The 19,921-nt window shown below is 69.4% G+C and carries 20 protein-coding genes and 1 pseudogene; 17 read left to right on the top strand and 4 right to left on the bottom strand.

Annotated features, from left to right (window positions below; all coding sequences use genetic code 11):
- Window positions 1-35 precede the first annotated feature (35 nt).
- From N8I84_RS33250 to N8I84_RS33215, 8 genes are all read left to right on the top strand, one after another.
- Complete coding sequence (locus N8I84_RS33250) at window positions 36-1,145, top strand: LacI family DNA-binding transcriptional regulator (RefSeq protein ID WP_263233141.1); 1,110 nt, start codon at window positions 36-38, stop codon at window positions 1,143-1,145.
- 238 nt (window positions 1,146-1,383) lie between these two features.
- Window positions 1,384-2,301: an L-threonate dehydrogenase gene (gene ltnD, locus N8I84_RS33245; protein WP_263233139.1), complete on the top strand. Its 918-nt coding sequence runs from the start codon at window positions 1,384-1,386 to the stop codon at window positions 2,299-2,301.
- A gap of 1 nt (window position 2,302) precedes the next feature.
- Window positions 2,303-3,583, top strand: a complete 1,281-nt coding sequence (gene otnK / locus N8I84_RS33240; protein WP_263233137.1) for a 3-oxo-tetronate kinase — start codon at window positions 2,303-2,305, stop codon at window positions 3,581-3,583.
- The gene (locus tag N8I84_RS33235) at window positions 3,580-4,287 is read left to right on the top strand and encodes a class II aldolase/adducin family protein (protein WP_263233136.1); all 708 of its coding nucleotides are present in this window, start codon (window positions 3,580-3,582) and stop codon (window positions 4,285-4,287) included. Before otnK ends, N8I84_RS33235 begins: the two co-directional genes overlap by 4 nt.
- A gap of 58 nt (window positions 4,288-4,345) precedes the next feature.
- On the top strand, window positions 4,346-5,650 hold the full coding sequence (locus tag N8I84_RS33230; protein WP_263233135.1) for an MFS transporter: 1,305 nt from the start codon (window positions 4,346-4,348) through the stop codon (window positions 5,648-5,650).
- A gap of 35 nt (window positions 5,651-5,685) precedes the next feature.
- The gene (gene otnI, locus N8I84_RS33225; protein ID WP_263233134.1) at window positions 5,686-6,498 is read left to right on the top strand and encodes a 2-oxo-tetronate isomerase; all 813 of its coding nucleotides are present in this window, start codon (window positions 5,686-5,688) and stop codon (window positions 6,496-6,498) included.
- Window positions 6,495-7,550: a D-erythronate dehydrogenase gene (gene denD, locus N8I84_RS33220; RefSeq protein ID WP_263233133.1), complete on the top strand. Its 1,056-nt coding sequence runs from the start codon at window positions 6,495-6,497 to the stop codon at window positions 7,548-7,550. The genes otnI and denD overlap by 4 nt, the downstream gene beginning before the upstream one ends.
- Before the next feature lie 5 nt (window positions 7,551-7,555).
- Entirely contained in the window at window positions 7,556-8,308 is a 753-nt protein-coding gene (locus N8I84_RS33215; RefSeq protein ID WP_263233132.1) for a FadR/GntR family transcriptional regulator, read from the top strand.
- Between the two features lie 54 nt (window positions 8,309-8,362).
- Here the strand turns inward: N8I84_RS33215 and N8I84_RS33210 are convergent, their stop codons facing one another.
- The 3 genes from N8I84_RS33210 to N8I84_RS33200 all read right to left on the bottom strand — a co-directional run bounded on the left by N8I84_RS33210 (window position 8,363) and on the right by N8I84_RS33200 (window position 9,929).
- Window positions 8,363-8,587, bottom strand: a complete 225-nt coding sequence (locus tag N8I84_RS33210) for a hypothetical protein (protein WP_263233131.1) — start codon at window positions 8,585-8,587, stop codon at window positions 8,363-8,365.
- A complete protein-coding gene (locus tag N8I84_RS33205; RefSeq protein WP_263233130.1) occupies window positions 8,584-9,219 on the bottom strand; it encodes a ParA family protein in 636 nt (211 codons plus the stop codon). The genes N8I84_RS33210 and N8I84_RS33205 overlap by 4 nt, the downstream gene beginning before the upstream one ends.
- A gap of 131 nt (window positions 9,220-9,350) precedes the next feature.
- Window positions 9,351-9,929 (bottom strand): TetR/AcrR family transcriptional regulator, encoded by a 579-nt coding sequence (locus tag N8I84_RS33200; RefSeq protein ID WP_263233129.1) that lies wholly within the window; start codon window positions 9,927-9,929, stop codon window positions 9,351-9,353.
- Between the two features lie 158 nt (window positions 9,930-10,087).
- On the opposite strand from N8I84_RS33200, the gene N8I84_RS33195 reads away from it, so the two are divergent.
- From N8I84_RS33195 to N8I84_RS33155, 9 genes and pseudogenes are all read left to right on the top strand, one after another.
- Complete coding sequence (locus N8I84_RS33195; protein ID WP_263233128.1) at window positions 10,088-11,434, top strand: carboxypeptidase regulatory-like domain-containing protein; 1,347 nt, start codon at window positions 10,088-10,090, stop codon at window positions 11,432-11,434.
- A gap of 164 nt (window positions 11,435-11,598) precedes the next feature.
- Window positions 11,599-12,642, top strand: a complete 1,044-nt coding sequence (gene mgrA / locus N8I84_RS33190) for an L-glyceraldehyde 3-phosphate reductase (RefSeq protein ID WP_263233127.1) — start codon at window positions 11,599-11,601, stop codon at window positions 12,640-12,642.
- Between the two features lie 29 nt (window positions 12,643-12,671).
- Window positions 12,672-12,998, top strand: coding sequence for a putative quinol monooxygenase (locus N8I84_RS33185; RefSeq protein WP_263233126.1), 327 nt, complete (start codon window positions 12,672-12,674; stop codon window positions 12,996-12,998).
- Window positions 12,999-13,158: 160 nt separating this feature from the next.
- Window positions 13,159-13,671, top strand: a complete 513-nt coding sequence (gene msrA / locus N8I84_RS33180) for a peptide-methionine (S)-S-oxide reductase MsrA (protein WP_263233125.1) — start codon at window positions 13,159-13,161, stop codon at window positions 13,669-13,671.
- Window positions 13,672-14,344: 673 nt separating this feature from the next.
- Window positions 14,345-14,554 carry a hypothetical protein gene (locus N8I84_RS33175; RefSeq protein ID WP_263233124.1) on the top strand — a complete coding sequence of 70 codons (210 nt, stop codon included), beginning with the start codon at window positions 14,345-14,347 and terminating at the stop codon, window positions 14,552-14,554.
- Window positions 14,555-15,056: 502 nt separating this feature from the next.
- A complete protein-coding gene (locus N8I84_RS33170) occupies window positions 15,057-16,466 on the top strand; it encodes a ricin-type beta-trefoil lectin domain protein (protein WP_263233123.1) in 1,410 nt (469 codons plus the stop codon).
- A gap of 44 nt (window positions 16,467-16,510) precedes the next feature.
- A pseudogene (locus N8I84_RS33165) lies at window positions 16,511-17,743 on the top strand (alginate lyase family protein); the annotation flags it as partial.
- Window positions 17,723-18,160: an RICIN domain-containing protein gene (locus N8I84_RS33160; protein ID WP_263234960.1), complete on the top strand. Its 438-nt coding sequence runs from the start codon at window positions 17,723-17,725 to the stop codon at window positions 18,158-18,160. The pseudogene N8I84_RS33165 and the gene N8I84_RS33160, both read left to right, overlap by 21 nt.
- 104 nt (window positions 18,161-18,264) lie before the next feature.
- Window positions 18,265-19,083 (top strand): SAM-dependent methyltransferase, encoded by an 819-nt coding sequence (locus N8I84_RS33155; RefSeq protein ID WP_263233122.1) that lies wholly within the window; start codon window positions 18,265-18,267, stop codon window positions 19,081-19,083.
- A 132-nt stretch (window positions 19,084-19,215) separates the two neighbouring features.
- Here N8I84_RS33155 and N8I84_RS33150 read toward each other — a convergent pair whose 3' ends face one another.
- Complete coding sequence (locus tag N8I84_RS33150; protein WP_263233121.1) at window positions 19,216-19,821, bottom strand: DUF4328 domain-containing protein; 606 nt, start codon at window positions 19,819-19,821, stop codon at window positions 19,216-19,218.
- Window positions 19,822-19,921 lie beyond the last annotated feature (100 nt).

Below are 19,921 nucleotides of genomic sequence, written 5' to 3'. Positions count from 1 at the left end.
TCGTGGGACAGAGCCGATGGAGTAACGTCGGACCCGTGACGGACAAGGAAGAGGGCCCGCCGAGCAGCCGTGGAGCGAGGAAGGCGAAGCGGAGCAGCAGGTCGACCGACAGGCCGAGCACGATCCGCGACGTCGCCGCGAAGGCCGGTGTCTCCGTAGCAACCGTTTCCCGGACTCTGGCGGGCAACTATCCGGTGTCCGCGCAAACCAGGGAGCGCGTGATGGCCGCCGTCGACTCCCTCCACTACGTCGTGAACGTCCATGCCAAGGCGCTCTCCGGACGCGTCGCCGGCCCCGTCGCCCTCGTCATCAAGGACATCACCGGCCCGTCCCTCGCCCATGTGGCCGCCGGAGTCGAACAGGAGGCCGGCAGCCGGGGCCGCCTCAGTCTGGTCTGCTCCACCAAGGGCGACACCCAGCGGGAGGACGACCTCGTCCAGCTCATGCGGGAACAACACGCGGCGGCGGTCATCCTCGTCGGCGGCACGGTGCCGGACGACGCCTACCACCGCCGTATGGCCAGTTACGCCAAGGCGCTGGACTCCGCGGGATCCCGGCTGGTGCTGTGCGGCCGTCCACCCCTGCCCGAGGGCGTCCCGGCGACGGTCGTGGACTACGACAACCGCGGCGGTGCCTTCCAGGCCACGGCGCACTTGCTCACGGCAGGCCACCGGCGCGTCCTCTTCCTCGGCGGCGCCCCCGGCTTCAGCAGCGCCGAGGAGCGCCACCTCGGCTACCGGGACGCGCTGCGCGCCCATGGCATGCCGTACGACGAGGAGTTGGACACCACCGGGGACTACAGCCGGAAGTCGGGCTACCTGCGCATCCGTGACGCACTGCGCGCGGGAGCGGAGTTCACGGCGGTCTTCGCGGGGTCCGACATGGTCGCCCTGGGGGCGCTGGCCGCCCTGCGCGAGGCCGGTCTGCGCGTCCCGCGCGATGTCTCCCTGGTCGGCTTCGACGACGTCCCCTTCGCGACCGACCTGACCCCGCCCCTCACCACGGTCCGCGTACCGTACGAGGAACTGGGCCGCACCTCCGTACGCCTCGCCCTGGAACGAGACGTGGGTTCCGCCTCCGACGACCACGTCGTGCTGAGCACCCAGCTGGTGATCCGGGATTCGGTGCGCCCGGCGAGAGCGTGACGCGGCACCGTCCAACCCTGTTCCGGCGCCGTCCAACCCTGATCTGTCGCGGTGCTGCACCTGGCTTGCTTCGCCGCTGAACGGCCACGGCATCCCGCGACGTCGTCCCCGGCGACCAGACCACCGCCTTACGTGACGTACATCACAGGCTCCCGAACTGCGCACTCAGGTCATCATATGACCTGATGACTTCGGGGTGACCTGAACAAACGGACGGCACGGCAGGACGAGGATGAGCATGAACGACCAGGACAATCCGGCGCAGCCGCGCGTGGGCGTGGTGGGACTCGGAGCCATGGGTCTCGGCATGGCCCGCAGCCTGCGGAACGCGGGCCACGACGTAGGGGTCCACGATCTGCGATCTGATGTGGCCGCTGCCTTCGCCCGTGACGGCGGGACGGCATTCGCCTCCCCCGGCGATCTGGCGGCCGCCGTCGACGTCCTGGTCAGCGTGGTGGTCAACGCGGCGCAGGTCGAGTCGGTACTGTTCGGCACCGCCAGGGCGGCCGACCGGCTCCGCCCGGGCGCCGTCTTCGTGATGTGCTCGACGGTCGACCCCGCCTGGTCCGCCGGGCTCGAGGCGCGTCTGGCCAGGAAGGGCGTGCTCTACCTGGACGCCCCCGTCTCCGGTGGCGCCGCGCGCGCGGCGGCCGGCGAGCTCACCATGATGACGTCCGGCTCCGACGCGGCCTACGCGCTCGCCGACCCGGTACTCGAGGCGATGAGCAGCACGGTCTACCGCCTGGGAGACCGTGCCGGGCTCGGCTCGAAGGTCAAGATCGTGAATCAGCTGCTCGCGGGCGTGCACATCGCCGCGGCCGCCGAGGCGATGGCTCTGGGCATCAAGGCCGGTGTTCCGGCCGAGGCGCTCTATGAGGTCATCACGCACAGCGCCGGCAACTCGTGGATGTTCGAGAACCGCATGGCGCACGTCCTCGCCGGTGACTACACGCCCCTGTCAGCGGTCGACATCTTCGTCAAGGACCTGGGGATCGTGCTCGACTCCGCCAGGCCCGAGCGATTCCCGCTCCCTCTGGCCGCCACCGCCCACCAGATGTTCCTCCAGGCCTCGGCGTCCGGTCTGGGCGCCGAGGACGACAGCGCGGTCATCAAGATCTTCCCGGGGGTCGACCTGCCCGAGCCGACGGAGGTCTGACATGGCGATCCGACTCGGCTGCATCGCCGACGACTTCACCGGCGCCACGGACCTGGCCAACAACCTGGTGCGCGCGGGCATGCGCGTGGTCCAGCTGATCGACGTACCGCAGGGCGGCACCGAGGAGGCGATGGACGCGGAAGCCGTGGTCATCGCGCTCAAGTCGCGGACCGTCCCGGCGGCCGACGCCGTCGAGGCGTCGCTCCGGGCACTCGCCCGGCTGCGGTCCGCGGGGGCCGAACAGATCTACTTCAAGTACTGCTCCACCTTCGACTCGACACCCGCCGGCAACATCGGGCCCGTCACCGAGGCCCTGATGGACGCACTGGGCACCGACTTCACCATCGCCACGCCCGCGTTCCCCGACAACGGACGCACGGTCTTCAAGGGCCATCTCTTCGTCGGTGACGTGCTGCTCAGCGAGAGCGGCATGCGCCACCACCCCCTCACCCCGATGACCGACTCCAACCTGGTCTCGGTCCTCGGTGCGCAGACCACGCGGACGGTCGGCCTCGTCGACCACACGGTCGTCGCCGGCGGCGTCCCGGCGATCCGGGCCCGCATCGACGACCTGCGCGAGGACGGCTTCGGGATGGCCGTCGTCGACGCCGTCTCCAACGACGACCTCCTGCGGCTGGGCGCGGCGGTCCAGGGGCTGCCCCTGGTGACCGCGGGCTCGGGTCTGGCGATCGGTCTGCCCGCGAACTGGGGGTTCAAGCCGTCCCCCGCCGCCGCACAGCTGCCGGCACCCGGCGGCCACGCGGCCGTCGTCTCGGGCTCGGTCTCCGTCGCCACCAACCGCCAGGTGCTGGAGTTCCTGCGCGGCGGCCGACCCGCGTTCAGCGTGGACCCGTTGCGCGTCGCAGCCGGCGACGACGTGGCCGGCGAGGCCCTGGCCTTCGCCGAGTCGCACCTGGACGACGGGCCGGTCCTCGTCTACTCCACCGAGTCACCCGACACCGTGCGTGCCGTCCAGGGCCGGCTCGGCGCCGCCGAGGCCGGTGAGCTCGTGGAGCGGACTCTGGCCCGTGTGGCCCAGGGGCTCGTGGAGCTGGGTGTCCGACGGCTCGTCGTCGCGGGCGGCGAGACCTCGGGAGCGGTCGTCCAGGCGCTCGGCATCACCGGACTGCGGATCGGACCGCAGATCGACCCCGGTGTGCCGTGGTGTGCCGCGACCCTTCCGGGCGGTGACACGCTCCACATCACCCTCAAGTCCGGCAACTTCGGGGCCCCCGACTTCTTCACCTCCTCATTCGCCCTCCTCGACCGGGAGACCTCATGAACCAGCCCCTGGAGACGGTGGGCGACAGGGAACGCGACGAGGCCTACGTTGAGGTCGACGCGGCACGCGACGAAATCGTCCGGGTGGGCACGAGCCTGTTCGCCCGGGGCTACGTCCACGCCAGCGCCGGGAACATCAGCGCCAGGATCGGCGACCACCATCTGATCACACCCACCGACGCCGCCCTGGGCTTCCTCGAACCCCACCGCCTGGCACTGGTCGACGCCGCCGGCGAGCAGATCGCCGGCGACCGCGCCAGCAAGACCCTGATGCTCCACCGACGCATCTGCGCCACCGACCCGACGGCGCGGTTCGTCATCCACACCCACTCCACGCACCTGGTCGCACTCACGCTGGCCGGCGTGTGGAGCGAGAACGACGTGCTCCCGCCCCTCACGCCCTACTACGTGATGAAGGTCGGGCACGTTCCGCTCATCCCCTACCACCGGCCCGGCGACCCCCGTGTGGCCGACCTGGTGACCGCCCGTATCACCGAGCGAGCAGCGAGCCGCACACCCATCAGGGCCGTCCTGCTCGACCGGCTGGGCCCCGTGGTCTGGGGCCCCGACGCGGCCACCGCCCTCGCCGTCCTCGAAGAACTCGAGGAGACGGCACGTCTCTGGCTCCTGACCGACCGTCGACCCGAGCCGCTCCCCACCGACGCGATCGCCGAACTGAGGAACACGTTCGGCGCCGCGTGGTGACCAGCTCCTCCCCAGTCGGAGAATCCCCCGAGCCGCACGAAGGATTCCGCTCATGTCCATGCCCACGACAACGGCGGCCGGCCTCCCCGGTCTCGCCCGTGAGAACGCCGTCTTCCGCAAGGTCACCGCACGCATCGTCCCCTTCCTCATGCTCTGCTACGTCGTCTCCTATCTGGACCGGGTCAACGTCGGCTTCGCCAAGCTGCAGATGTCCGCCCAGCTCGGGATCAGCGACGCGGCGTACGGCCTCGGTGCCGGCCTGTTCTTCATCGGCTACTTCTTGTTCGAGGTCCCCTCGAACCTGATACTGCAACGGGTCGGCGCCCGCACCTGGATCGCCCGGATCATGATCAGCTGGGGCCTGGTCTCCGCGGCCTCCATGTTCGTCACCAACGAGGCGACGTTCTACGTGCTCAGGTTTCTCCTAGGTGCCGCCGAGGCGGGGTTCTACCCGGGGGTGATCCTCTACTGCACCTACTGGTTCCCGTCACACCGTCGCGCCCGGGTGATCGCGCTGTTCATGTCGGCCATCCCCGTGGCCGGTATCTTCGGCAACCCCCTCTCCGGCTGGATCATGGACCGGTTCCAGGGCCTGAACGGCTGGCAGGGCTGGCAGTGGATGTTCCTGCTGGAGGCGATCCCCGCGGCCGCCATCGGTGTGATCACGCTGTTCTACCTCGACAACGGCCCGCGCAGCGCCAAGTGGCTCACCGATGAGGAGAAGGCCGTTGTCGGGCGGGCACTCGCCGACGACGTCGCAGACCACACGGTGCACAGCCGGCTCGGGTCCGCCTTCCGCGAGCCCAAGGTGTGGCTGATGTGTCTCATCTACTTCTGCTTCGTGCTGGGCCAGTACGCCCTGACCTTCTGGATGCCCACGTTCGTCCAGTCCACCGGCATCGAGGGGAACTTCGAGATCGGGGTGCTCAGCGCCGTGCCGTTCGTGGCCGCACTGGTCGCCATGAACCTGTTCGGGCGTTCGGCGGACAAGCGGCGTGAGCGCCGCTGGCACCTGGTCGTCCCGTCCCTCATGGGTGCCGTCGGGTTCTCGCTGGCCGCCGGCTGGACCGGGTCGACCACGCTGTCCCTCGTCGCGCTGTCCTGCGCCGCGGCCGGGGTTCTGACCTGCGCGCCGCTGTTCTGGTCGCTCCCCACCGCGTTCCTGAGCGGGACCGCCGCGGCGGCCGGCCTCGCCGTGATCAACTCGGTGGGCAACCTCGCCGGCTTCGTCAGCCCCTACATGATCGGCGCCATCAAGGACGCCACCGGCTCGGCCTCGATTCCGATGTACGTCCTCGCGCTCAGCCTCGTCGTCGGCGCCGCAGCGGTGCTCACCACCAAGAAGCACGTCGTCAACCACTGACCCGGGCCGCCCTAGGCCCGAAAACGGGAGCCACCATGCCGAGGTTCGCAGCGAACCTGTCCATGATGTACACCGAACACGATTTCCTCGACCGCTTCGCCGCGGCCTCGGCTGACGGCTTCGAGGCCGTCGAGTACCTCTTCCCCTATGCGTACGACGCCACCGAGCTGCGCCGCCGGCTCGACGACCACGGTCTGCGGCAGGTGCTTTTCAATGCGCCTCCCGGGGCCTGGGAGTCAGGGGAGCGCGGTATGGCGGCACTGCCCGGACGTGAGGCGGAGCTGCGCTCCGGGATCGACCGGGCACTGGAGTACGCCGCGGCGCTGGGGAGCCCGCGGGTGCACGTGATGGCCGGGCTGGTCCGGCCGGACGCGACGCCGGTCGAGCGGGCCGAGCACCGCGACACCTACCTGGCCAACCTCGCCCGGGCCGCGGAACGGGCCGCCGCGGCGGGCGTCGACATCCTGATCGAGCCCATCAACGGCCGCGACATGCCCGGGTACTTCCTGACCACCCAGGCCGAGGCCCACGCCGTGGTGCGGGATGTGGGAGCCTCGAACCTCAAGGTGCAACTGGACCTCTACCACTGCCAGATCGTCGAGGGCGACATCACCGCGACCCTGCGTCGCGACGTGCCGACCGGGCGGGTCGGTCACCTGCAGATCGCGGGGGTGCCCGACCGCCACGAGCCCGACCTGGGCGAGCTCGACATCCGCCACTTGTTCGACGTCATCGACGAGCTGGGCTTCGACGGGTGGATCGGCTGCGAGTACATCCCCCGCGCAGGCACGAGCGAGGGGCTGCGCTGGCTCGACGACTACCGAAGCGACCGGAGGAACAACGCATGAGGATCGTGATCACGGGTGGCTTCGGCTTCCTGGGACAGCAGGTGGCCGCCGCACTGCTGCGGACACGAACGTTCTGTGGTGCACCGATCGACCGACTCGTGCTCGCCGACCGGATCGTGCCGCCCGGAGCGACGGCGGCGGCCGACCCGCTCGTGGACGTCGTACAGGGCGACCTGGTGGACCACCTCGACGAGGTGTTCGGTGAGCCGGTGCATGTGCTGATCCACCTCGCCGCCGCGGTCTCGGCCGCATGCGAGGCCGACTTCGACCTCGGCATGAGCGCCAACGTGGACACGACCCGCGCGCTGCTCGAAGCGGCCCGGGAACAGTCGGCCGCCGGTGGCCCGAGGCCGCGGGTGGTGTTCTCCAGCAGCGTCGCGGTCTACGGTTCCGACCCGATGCTGCCGCTGCCGCCGGTGGTCAGCGAGTCGACCCTGCCCACGCCGCGGTCGAGTTACGGGACGCAGAAGCTCGTCTGCGAGCAACTGATCGCGGACTACACCCGCCGCGGCTTCGTCGACGGACGCGTCGCCCGCCTCATGACCGTCTCCGTACGGCCGGGCAAGCCGAACGCGGCCGCCTCCGGTTTCCTGTCCGGCATCATCCGCGAGCCGCTCGCGGGCCTCCCGGCCGGCTGCCCGGTGCGTCCCGAGCTGCGGGTGGCCCTGGCCTCGCCCCGGCGCACGGTCGAGGGCATCCTCCGCGTCGCGGAGGTCGAGCGAGGCGCCGGGCCGGGCCGCCTCGACGGCGGCGTGCCGGTCAACCTTCCGGCTCTCACGGTTTCGGTAGCCGAGATGCTGGCCACGCTGCGGCGGGTGGCCGGTGACACCGTCGCCGACCTGGTGACGATCGAACCGGATCACGACGTCGAGGCCATTGTGGGGTCATGGCCGGCTGTCTTCGACAACGCGCGCGCCGCCGCCCTCGGGCTGGAACCGGACCCGAGCTTCGAGTCGGTGGTACGGGACTACGTCGAGGACCACGCCGACGCGGTGCTGGTGGACGTCGCCCCGCTCGCAGCCGGGGCGGACGGGGCGGTGCCGATAGACTGAAGACCATGTTTTCCAAGGTGAACGGTCCCGTGCGGCTCGCGGACCAGGTCGCCGCTCTGCTGTCGGAGGAGATCGAGTCCGGGCGGCTGGCCGTCGGCGACAAACTGCCGACCGAGGTGGAGCTCGTCAAGCAGCTGGGCGTCAGCCGCACGGTGGTGCGCGAGGCCGTCTCCAGGCTTCGCAGCGCGGGCCTGCTCGAAGCGCGCCAGGGTCTCGGCGTGTTCGTCCTGCCCCGGCGCACCCGACCGCTCGACCTGGAAGCCGAGGCCTCTCAGACCAAGTCCAAGGTCCTGCAGATCGTGGAGGTACGTCGCCCCATCGAGGGCGAGGCGGCGTACCTCGCAGCCGCCCGTGCCGCACCGGACGACCTTGCCCGGATACGTCAGGCCCTCGACGCGATCGACGCGGCCGTGGCGGCCGGGGGCGACGGCGTGGACGAGGATCTCGCCTTCCACACGTCCATCGCCGAGTCGACCGGGAACCCCGTGATGGTCTCGACGGTCCGGTACCTGGGCGAGGTACTGCGCAGCGGAATCCGCGTCACCCGCGCGAACGAGGCGCGGCGGGGCGACTTCATCGAAGCGGTTCGGCAGGAGCACCACGCCATCTTCACCGCCATCGAGGCAGGTGACGGCGAGGCGGCACGCGCCGCCGCGCGCCGCCACCTGAAGCACGCCGCCTCTCGGCTCCAGGATGCGGACGACAGGTTCTGGACCGAGGCGCAGGACCTGGCCGTGGACCTCGGCACTGCTCCGTGACGGGTACGGCAGCCTTGATCACCGTTTGGGGCACGCGCGGCTGCGCCACCCCCCTTACGGGGTGCTTCGCAGGGGCCGCAGGGCGGCGGCGCCGACCCGCGCCATCGCGGACACCGGTGACCCTGCCCATCGCATGAGGTCGCGCGGGAAGTCGGCGTCGAGCTCGATGGTCACCCGCACGTATCGGGTGTGCAGCCGAGTGACCTTGACGGGACGCGGTGCGGCGGCGTCCGGTTCGCGCTGCAACGCCGCTCGGTAGGTGTCCTTGCGCTGGTTCATGCCTTGTCCTGTCGCTTGATGAGTTCGTCTGCGAGGTCCATGTACGCCGAGCCTTTGACGTCGACGGGGCTGCCGAACGACTGGGCGTACAAGTCGAGCCGCGGAATGTGGGTGGACAACACGTCGAAGCCCCGCTCGGTGAGAGCCTCGCGGGCGTCGGCGTCGGGGCCGGTGCGCGTGGCCTCGGCACGGTTCGTTCGGTTCAGCAGAACGGCGGCGCGGGCCGGCTGGGCGCGCAGGGACTGTACGTCGCCCATCTCGCCGCCGATGGGCGCCATGCGATCCAGCTCGATGGGGGCCGGGGTCACCGGCAGGATCCACTCGCTTGCGTACCTCATGGTGCTCCGGGTGATGTGCGCGTGGTCCTCGAGCTGCGGGGCGTCGAAGACGACGGCCTTGCGGTCGCCGAGGAAGTCGTTCACGCGCCGGTGCACGTCCCCCACCGGAAGAGCGACCACCGGAAACGGGAAGCCACCTGCCAATTCGCTCCAGCGCAGCGCGGAGGAGGCGGCGTCACTGTCGACCAGCAGCGGCGGGATACCCGACTCGTGAAGTGCGTGCGCCAACCAGACCGCGCTCGTCGTCTTTCCCACTCCGGGCTTCAGGTTCACAAAGGCGTAGCTCAGCGACACAAGAGTCAACGTACGGTCGCGAGCGGCCGTCGGCCGTCGGCTCGAGGCACCCGGTCCCCTCGTTCACCCTGCGGCGCCGGTGAATCATTCGTATGGGCCAGTACGGGGGCCGCGAGGCCCACCGGGCTCAGTCATCGAGCTCGGTCGGCCGCCGCGACCGCGTCCCTGATGAGGCGTCGAGCGGCCGCGTCGGTACGGGCCGCGTCATGGGTCACCAGGCGGTCCTGGCACAAACCGCGCAGGCCGGAGACGAGCAGCGTGGCGCCTGCCCGTGCCTGCTGCGGCGGGTGACCCAGCCGGACGTAGGCGGCGGCGATGGGGCCGATCATGACCTCGACGCTGTCGGCAGCGAGGTCGCCGTACTGCTCCGGATCGGTGGCGGCCAGGCTGAGCAGCTGCAGCAGCATGCGGACCGGCCCCGACTGCTCCCCCACGGTCATCGCTTCCCACAGGGCTTGGGCGGCCTTGCGCAGCCCGGCGGTGTCGTGGACGTCGTCGAACATCGCGTGGGCGTCGGGGCGGCTGGCGGCCAGTGCCTGGGCCAACAGGTTCTCGCGGCTGCCGAAGTAGTACAGAAGCATGCGCTTGGTGGTGCCGATCGACTCGGCGAGGGGGCTCAGCGACATCTGCGCGACGCCGTGGTGCTGGAGGTGGTGCACGACCTGCTTCAGCAGCTCGGCACGCTTCTCGACGTTGACGGGGCGAGGCACGGCTTTGACTGTACCGTCCGGTACACGTATGGTCCACTCAGCATAGATGTGCCGATCGGTACATGAACGGAATGGCGCCACGGTGACGGGCCGGCGCGGAAAACGGAGACAAGGGTGGTTCCGTGAAACACCGGATCGAACGTCCTCGGGGCATACCCTTGGCCAGGACTCTGACCGAGGCGCTGACGATCCCGGCGCTGCTCTTCCTCGGCCTGCTGTTCTGCTTCCCCATGGCCTTTCACGAGCCCCAGCCGAACCACGCGAAGATCGTGATCGCTGACCCGGCAGTGGAACGCAAGGTCGACACCGCTCTGCGACGGCAGCATCCCGGTGGCTTCGAAGTCGCCGCTGTGGCAGGCGCCCGGGAAGCCCGCCAGGCGGTACTGGACCGGGGCGCCGTGGCGGGCTACGCCACCAGGGGCGGACATGCCGTGCTGTACGTGGCCGGGGCCAACGGCGCGTCCCTCGAGCAGGTGCTGACCAAGGGCTTCACCCAGCTCGCGGCGCACGACCACCAGAGGCTCACGGTCACGGACGTGGCGCCCACCGTGAGCAAGGACGGGCTCGGCACGACCCTGGTCTACTTCGGGATCGCCTGGAACGTCCCCGGCTACATACTCGCGACCACCCTGCTGCGGGCGGTGACGTTCAACCGTCGAAAGAAGCTCATGACGATCGCGGGCGCGGCTGCGCTCTTCAGCGTCGTGGGCTTCTTCGTCGGCGTAGGGCTGGGCTTCTTCCCCGACGAGCCCTCGGCCCTGGCGATCGCCTTCCTGCTCACCACGGCGGTGGCCACGTTCTCCCTCGGCGTGGCGCCTTTCACCAAGCAGTTCTTCCCACTGGTGGGTCTGGGTCTGTACATCGTGCTGAGCGTCCCCTCCAGTGGCGTGGCCCCCGTCCAGTTGCTGCCGGAGTTCGTCCAGGGCCTGCACGCCGTCATGCCGCTGGGCAACGCCGTGGACGCCCTGAAGGGGGTCCTGTACTTCGACGATGCGGGGGTGCTCGAACCGGTCCTCGTGCTCTGCGCGTGGACCACGGCGGGTATGGCCCTGCTGGGCCTCGACGCGTGGCGGCACCACCGCATCGCCGTACGGCGGGGGCCGGAGGACGAGCAGGAGGACGTTCCGGAGCCGCCGGTGGAGGACCCGTCCGTGGAGGCGCCCGCGCCCACCGCGCTTCCGGTGCACCGGCACCACTTCGGCGAGCCGTTGCCGATGCTGGAGGGTACCGTCCACGACGGCGAGCAGCAGCCCCTCCGCCATGCCGCGGTGACCGTCATGGACGCCGGCGGCCGGCAGTTGGTGCGGACCGCGACGAACGCACGGGGCGAGTACGCCGTGACCGGTCTACCCGAGGGATATATCAGCGTCGTGGTCTCGTACCCCGGCCGCGATCCAGTGGTCCGCCAGAAGCTCCTGCAGTCCGGTGTGGCCGTCCGGTCCGACTTCACCATGCATGACCGGCGCAACGGGGTACCACCTCTCGCGGCTGCTCAACGCCACTGACAGTGCCATGGGAGGTGTGAGGGGGCCTGATCCCATTCAGAAGCGACACTGCTGAATCCGATGAGTTGGCGCTATTGGACTTCAGAGTCGCGCAGGAGCACCGTTGGGAGCGCCCCCTCGAACCGACGGGGGCATCCTTCACCGCACCACCCGGAGATCGCCCGATGAACCACGTCGCTGATCCTGAGCGCTACAACGGCACCATGCGCTACCGGCGCAGCGGCCGCTCAGGGCTCGACCTTCCCGTCCTGTCCCTGGGCTACTGGCACAACTTCGGCGACAACCGGCCGTTCGAGGCCCAGCGGGAGATCGCGCTGCGCGCCTTCGACCTCGGGATCACCCACCACGACCTCGCGAACAACTACGGCCCGCCCTACGGCTCCGCGGAGATCAACTTCGGGCGCCTGATGAAGCAGGACCTCGCGCCGTACCGGGACGAGCTGGTGATCTCCACCAAGGCCGGCTGGGACATGTGGCCCGGCCCCTACGGCCAGGGCGGCGGCTCCCGCAAGTACGTGCTCGCCTCGCTCGACCAGTCGCTGCGGCGCATGGGCCTGGACTACGTCGACATCTTCTACTCCCACCGGCTCGACGCGACCACCCCGCTCGAGGAGACCATGGGCGCGCTGGACACCGCCGTCCGTCAGGGCAAGGCGCTCTACGTGGGCATCTCCTCCTACGACGCCGAACGGACCCGCGAGGCGTCCGCCATCCTCCGGGACCTGGGCACGCCGCTCCTCATCCACCAGCCGTCGTACAGCATGCTCAACCGCTGGATCGAGACCGACGGTCTGCTCGACACCGCCCAGGAGGAGGGCTTCGGCGTCATCGGGTTCACGGCCCTCGCCCAGGGACTCCTGACCGGCCGGTACCTCGACGGCATCCCCGATGACTCGCGGGCCGCGCAGGGCACGTCGTTCGACACGGCGTGGCTGTCGGACGACATGCTGCACCGGCTGCGCGCGCTCAACGACATCGCGGCCCGTCGCGGGCAGACACTGGCCCAGATGGCCCTCGCCTGGGCCCTGCGCGACGAGCGCGTCACCTCCCTCGTCATCGGCGCCTCGCGCACCGAACAGCTGGAACAGAACGTCGCCGCGCTGGACAACCTCGATTTCACCACCGAGGAACTGGCCGAGATCGACAAGTACGCCACCGACGGCGGCGTCGACCTGTGGCAGGGCGCCCGCCTCGGAAAGCTCGGCTGACCATCACCGGTACGACAGAGAGCAGCGAAATGATCTTCATCACGGCGAAGTTCCGGATCAAGCCGGAGCACGCGGAGCGATGGCCGGAGATCGTCCGGGAATTCACCGAGGCCACCCGCAGCGAACCCGGCTGCCTCTGGTTCGACTGGTCACGCAGCCTGGCCGACCCGGCCGAGTACGTACTCGTCGAGGCCTTCCGCAACGGCGAGGCCGGCGCAGCACACGTCCAGTCCGCCCACTTCAGGGCCGCACAGCAGACCCTGCCGCCGTACCTGGCGGAGACACCGCGGATCGTCAACGCGGAACTGGAACAGGACGACTGGTCCTTGCTCGGGGAGATGGCCGTCGAGGGCTGATCCGAGTCGCAGTGCCCGAGGTTCTTGGGACGACCGGTCGGGCAGGCGCGGAATTGTTCGGAGCCCTCACGCGCTGACATATCCAGAAGGTATGGGACGCCGACGGCGTGCGAGCCGAGCGGCGCGAATGACCGAGGCGACAGACAGTGGAGGGGCCGACATGGCAACGCAGACACAGAGGGCCGTACTGGCGGGCGGTTGTTTCTGGGGGATGCAGGACCTGATCCGCCGGCTCCCGGGCGTGACGGCGACCCGGGTCGGCTACACCGGGGGCGACGTGCCGAACGCGACGTACCGTAACCACGGGACCCACGCGGAGGCCATTGAGATCCTTTTCGACCCCGAGAAGACCGACTTCCGCACGCTCTTGGAGTTCTTCTTCCAGATCCACGACCCGAGCACCAAGAACCGCCAGGGCAACGACATCGGTCTCAGCTACCGCTCGGCGATCTACTACGTGGATGACGAGCAGAAGCGGATCGCCGAGGACACCATCGCGGATGTGGACGCCTCCGGACTTTGGCCGGGCAAGGTCGTCACCGAGGTGGAGCCGGTGGGCCCCTTCTGGGAGGCCGAGCCCGAGCACCAGGACTACCTGGAGCGCTACCCCGACGGCTACACCTGCCACTTCCCTCGCCCGGGATGGCGACTGCCCGCCCGCACGGAGGGCTGAACCACTCCGCCACCGGCACAGGCCACGATCCGCATCAGCACGTCGCCGCACCGGTGCCCGCATCGTCCGCCCCACCGGCGGTGCCGGGCCGGCCGCTGATGGGGGTGTGGTCGCTCGACGAGGCCGGCCGGACGGACGGCAGGGGCTGAGGGGTTCGGTGTGCCGTTGGAGCGGCTCGCGGATCACCGGCAACCGGACATCGGCGCCCTGCCCCGGCTCGCCGACGCATCCGAGCCCGAACTGCTGAGCCTCCTCCGCGGCGGGGCGCCGAGCCCGTCTCTGCTTCGGCGGCCTGCGCCCGCGCTCCGCCTGCACACCACGGACCTCTTCGTGATCGCGGGTGCCGAGGTGCCCGACGACCTCGCCCCCGCGGACACCAGGGCCGGAGAGCGGGCGCCCGGCCTCATCCGTCACGCCGTCGCTCTGCCGCAGGCGAAGCTTGCCGAGTTGCGAGTTGCGCGATTTCGCGGCGTCCCTGCCACGCCAGGAGCGCACGCAGCCTGTTCCTGGCCTGCTGTCCACGAGCAGTGTCTTCCGGGCCCGAGGCTCCGCTGATGCGCATGGCCCGGAACCGCGATCTCGACCGGCTCGACACCGCCAGGACGTTCTCGATGGTCACCGGCCCGTATCGGTCGGCTGCCACCTACAGCGGGGTGGTCACGGTCGCACGCAGGTGACGCCCGAGCCGCTGGTCGACGTCTCCACTGTGCTCGACGTGCCCGCCGGCGACCTGGCGGCGTTGACCGGCGTCCCGCTCCCCCGCGTGTCCCCGAACCTCTGGTCGACCGCTGCCGGCCTCGCCGAGCTCATCCGTGACGCGCGGCATCTCACCGCGAGTCGGCTTCAGCAAGTCAGCGACACGGCGGAGTCCATGCTGCGGTAGCTCGGCGGACGGGGCCGGGCGGAGCCGGGGCGGTGTCAGGCCCACCCTCGCGGCCACGGCGACCGGGGCGGACGGGCGGTGCACGCCTTCCTCCTGCACGGCAACGATACGGGCAAGCCGCCGTGAGCAGTCGCCGTCCGCGTTCTTTGCCTTCCTTGCCGTCGTCGGCCACCTCCAGCGCCCTCCGACGACGAACGCGGTGGACCAACAGCGATGGTGCAAGGCCGCTGGATCCCCTTGCTGTGCTCGATCGTCGCGCATTCAACTCCCGTACGCGGCAAGGCGTCAAGGGAGTCGAGCGGGATCTGCGACGCAACTTCGTGAAACGGCACTGCGGGCCGGGACGCGCGGCCGTTCGAAGAAGTCGAAGTCAACGACGACAGGAACCTTTCCTGTCAGTTCTCTTGCGCGTTGCTTTCTTCGCTAGTTGACTTCGCGCTGCTCGGCCGCTCCATCTCCTCCCCCACGAACCGGTCCCTCACCAGACCCAGTTGGATGGCCCATGCGTATCAGACATCTGTCCCCCCTCGTCGGCTTCCTGGCGTCGGTCTCCCTGCTCGGTGCCGCCCCGGACGCCCAGGCAGCAGCCAACCCCGGACCAGGCTTTCCCACCCAGTACGTCGCACCATGGGTGGAGACCTGGAACTCCCCGTCCGCCATGGCGAACGCCCAGGCCGCCACGGGCGTCAACCACTTCCACCTCGGGTTCGTTCTCAGCGACGGCACCTGTAACGCCACCTTCAACGGCAACATGTCGATCGGCGACGCCGGCTGGACCACCGCGATCAACAACCTGCGGGCCTCCGGCGGCGACGTCATCGCCTCCTTCGGCGGTGCCTCCGGAACCGAACTCGCCCAGGCCTGCGGCACCGTGTCGGCGCTTCGGACCCAGTACCAACGGGTCATCGACACGCTCAACCTCACCCGGCTCGACTTCGACATCGAGGGGTCGGCGCTCAAGGACACCGCCGCCAACGACCGCCGGAACCAGGCCCTCGCGGGCCTCCAGGCGGCCGCCACGGCCGCCGGCCGGAAGCTGGACATCGACTACACGCTGCCGACGAACCCCGACGGTCTCGACAAGGACGGGCTGAGCCTGGTCAACAATGCCAAGTCCCGCAACGTGAGCGTCAACCTCGTCAACGTCATGACCATGGACTACTACCAGAACGTCTCCGACATGGGTTCGGCCGCCGTCAGCGCCGCCACCGCACTCCACACCCAGTTGGGGAACGTCTGGCCCACGAAGACCTCCGCCCAGCTGTGGGCCATGGAGGGCAACACCCCCATGATCGGCGTGAACGACTCCCTCAACGAGATCTTCACCACGGGCAACGCCACCACGCTCACCGACTTCGCCAAGTCCAACGGCATCCAGCAGATCGGCTACTGGTCCCTCGGCCGTGACACGGCCTGTGCGACCAACGGCACGCTCTCCGACACCTGCAGCGGCACCCCGCAGAGCCCCTACCAGTTCGCCCGCACCTTCAACGGCATCGGCGGTGGTGGCGGCGGTGGCACCACCCACACCGGTCCGATCACCGGTTACGCGGGCCTCTGCCTCGACGACAGGGGCGCTTCCACGGCCGACGGCAACCCGATCCAGGTCTACACATGCAACGGCACGAACGCCCAGACCTGGACGGTCAACGACTCCAACCACACCCTGGGGGTGCTCGGGAAGTGCCTGGACGTCACGGCCGGCGGCACCGCAAACGGCACCAAGGTGCAGCTGTACGACTGCAACGGCACGGGCGCGCAGGTATGGGTCCCGCAGGCCGACGGCTCGCTGCTGAACCCGCAGTCGGGCAAGTGCCTCGACGACACCGACTGGTCCACCACAGCCGGCACGCAGTCCCAGATCTGGTCCTGCGGTGGCAGCGCCAACCAGAAGTGGGTCCTGCCCGCCTGATCCGTTCCGCACCGGTAAGACCAGTCCGAAGGGCAGAACCTGCCATGCAACTGCGTCAATTCCTGCGGCGGATCCGCGCCGCGACCGTGCTTCCCGGAACCCTCGCGGCTGCGGCCCTGCTCTGTGGCGGCCTCGCCGGCCCGGCCTCCGCGCAGGGCACCGCCACCACCGGGGAGACGGTCGCCGCCTCGCCCACCGCCTTCACCCATCCCGGCGTGATGGTGAGCAGACCCCAGCTGGACTACGTCCGTGCCCAGGTGCGGACAGGCGTCCAGCCATGGGCATCCGCATACCAGCAGATGACGTCGAGTTCCTACGCCTCGCTGTCGCGCGTCCCCAAGCCGTGGTCGGTCGTCGAGTGCGGCTCCTACTCCAACCCGGACCACGGCTGCACCGACGAGCGGCAGGACGCCATCGCGGCCTACACCGACGCGCTGATCTGGTACGTCAGCGGCGACAGCCGGTACGCCGACAAGTCGATCCAGCTGATGAACGCGTGGTCCGCCGTGATCACCGACCACACCAACAGCAACGCCCCGCTGCAGACGGGCTGGGCGGGTTCGGTGTGGCCCCGGGCCGCCGAGATCATCCGCTACACCTACACCGGCTGGTCCTCCTCGGACATCGGCCGTTTCACCGCGATGCTGCGGAACGTCTACCTCCCCGAGGTCGTCAACGGATCCAACAGCAACGGCAACTGGGAGCTTTCGATGATGGAGGCAGCCGTCGGCATCTCCGTCTTCATCGAGGACCCGGCCGCCTACGACTCGGCCATCAAGCGTTACCTGAACCGGGTCCCGGCCTACATCTACCTGTCCTCGGACGGCTCCCTGCCCAAGACGGTGCCCGGCAGCGGCCTGGACACCTCGCAAAAGGTCATCGACTACTGGCAGGGCCAGTCGACCTTCGTCACGGGCCTCACCCAGGAGACCTGCCGGGACCTCACCCACACCGGGTACGGCATCTCCGCGATCTCGCACATCGCGGAGACTGCGCTGATCCAGGGTCAGGACCTGTACCCCCAGGTCGGTGAGCGGCTGCGGCAGGCGCTGGGCTTCCAGACCACCTACGAGAACGGCGCCGCGGTCCCGTCGTGGCTGTGCAACGGCACGCTCAACCTCGGCCTCGGCCCGATCACCGAGCCCGGTTTCAACGCCATGCACAACCGGTACGGCTATGCGATGGCCAACACCCAGTCGTACACGGAGTCGCACCGTCCGCAAGGCACCAACAACCTCTTCGTGGCCTGGGAGACCCTGACCAACGCCGACAACCCCTACGTTGCCTCCGGTACGCCGCCACCGCCGTCCCCGGCCGGTCCTGTCACCGGTATCGGTGGCAAGTGCGTCGACGTCGCCGGGGCCGGCACCGCCGACGGCACCGCCATCCAGCTCTGGGACTGCAACGGCACCGCGGCCCAGCAGTGGACCGTGGCCACCGACGGGTCCCTGCGCGCCCTCGGCAAGTGCATGGACGTCACTGGCGCCGGGACAGCCGACGGCACCAGGATCCAGCTGTACTCGTGCAACGGCACCGGTGCTCAGCAGTGGAAGCCCCAGGCGAACGGCACGCTGGTGAACTCCGCGTCCGGAAAGTGCCTGGACGCCACCGGTCAGAGTTCCGCCAACGGCACCCGATTGCAGATCTGGACCTGCGCCGGCACCCCCAATCAGCTGTGGACGCTGCCGACATGAGCTGACGCGGCCGCGTGACCGGCGCGAGCCCACTTCGCGAGGAAGGGCGCCCAAGATTCCAAAGTGATGGTCGGCAGACGACGTCACAGGGGAGGATTGCCGACATGACGGATGAAGGCTCCTCCATCGACCCCACCAAGCCCAGTATCGCCCGCGTCTACGACTACCTGCTCGGCGGCAAGGACAACTACGCCGTGGACCGGGAGATCGGCGACGTGTTCAAACGTGACCTTCCCGGTTCGGTGGCAATCGCCTTCGCCAACCGAGCAGCCCTGATCCGGGCGGTCGGGGAGATCGCGACGACCACCGACGTACGGCAGTTCATCGACCTGGGCAGTGGTCTTCCGACCGCCGACAACGTCCACCAGGTCGCACAACGGCACGCTCCGGAGTCCCGGGTCGTGTACGTGGACATCGACCCCCAAGTGCTCGTCCACGGCCGAGCACTGTTGGAGGAGAACGACCGGACCCGGTTCGTCCCGGCCGACGTACGCAACCCCGAAGACGTCCGTACCCACCCGGACACCCTGGAACTGATCGACTTCGATCGCCCCGTCGCCGTCATGTTCAGCGCGATCCTTCACCACGTCAACGACGAGGAGGACCCAGCCGCAATCGTCCGCTACTGGCGCGACCACGTGCCGTCCGGCAGCTACTTCTTCGTCAGCCACTTCCGTTCCGGCAACAACCCGGAGACAGCGGAGGCCGAGGCAGTCCTCCAGCGGACTTTCGGCCGCGGCCGGTGGCGCACCGACGAGGAGATCGAATCCCTGCTGGACGGCCTGGAGGTCCTCGACCCCGGGATCGTCCCCGCGTCCCTGTGGCGTCCTGACGTGGTCGACAACCCGTGGAACAGCAGCGGCGAACGGGAGCTCACCGTCTGGGAACGTCTCATCGCCGCCGGACTGGCCCGGAAGGCCTAGTGCCGCAACAGGCGACGTTTGCGTCGCAGTACTCGGGCCCTATGGACCGACGGAACTCGGTGCGCTGACGACGAACACCCGCCCCGGCCCGGAGCCGGAAGCGGGTGCCGGTTTCCCCTGCGCGTCGCTCCTTCAGGCCTGAGCGAGCGGTTCGACATGTGCCACGGCGCCGGGCGCAGCACCCTGTAGCCGGGTGAGGTGTTCGATGACGCAGATCGCCAGCACCGCCGCGCCGATGGTGAGCGTCTCCGCCACCACGACGAAGGCGATCGCGGATGCCTGTCCCACCGCGAACGCCACTGCGCCCGTCACAAGATGCGCGACCCAGACCGCCCACCAGGCGTTCACCAAAGTCGCTTTGCTCGCCTTCTGCGACACGCCGGCACTCGCGCGCTCGACGTCCAGCACGAACCGGCGGGGGAACCACCAGTTGAGCACGGGGATGAACCACGCCACGACAGACCAGACACCGGACGCCCCGACAGTTGCACCGGTGAGAATCTGCGCGTTACGCCGACAACGTGCCAGCCACACAAGGAACAACACGGCTGCCGCCGTCATCGCGTAGACGAAGACCATCGACGCGAACCCCGACTCCTTCAGCGACGCGTCCGTGGCATGCACGACGTGAGCCCTGACGGCCGTGGCTCGGTACACGTCCGCCACGGCCGCCACCGCTATCGCGCACTGCGCGAAGCCGGCGTAGAGCCGGGGTGACTTCGCATCGGGTGTTGTCATGGTGGACATCCTTCTTCTCGTGGCGCCGACTGTGTGACAGTCGAGGAAGCGGACAGCTGGACAGATTCGGGCAGCCCTGGTCTCCCAGGGACGAAAGCAC

This window comes from Streptomyces cynarae (assembly GCF_025642135.1).
GTDB lineage: Bacteria > Actinomycetota > Actinomycetes > Streptomycetales > Streptomycetaceae > Streptomyces > Streptomyces cynarae.
Note: the sequence above shows the minus strand (reverse complement) of the source record. Positions and strands in the feature narration are given on the sequence as shown.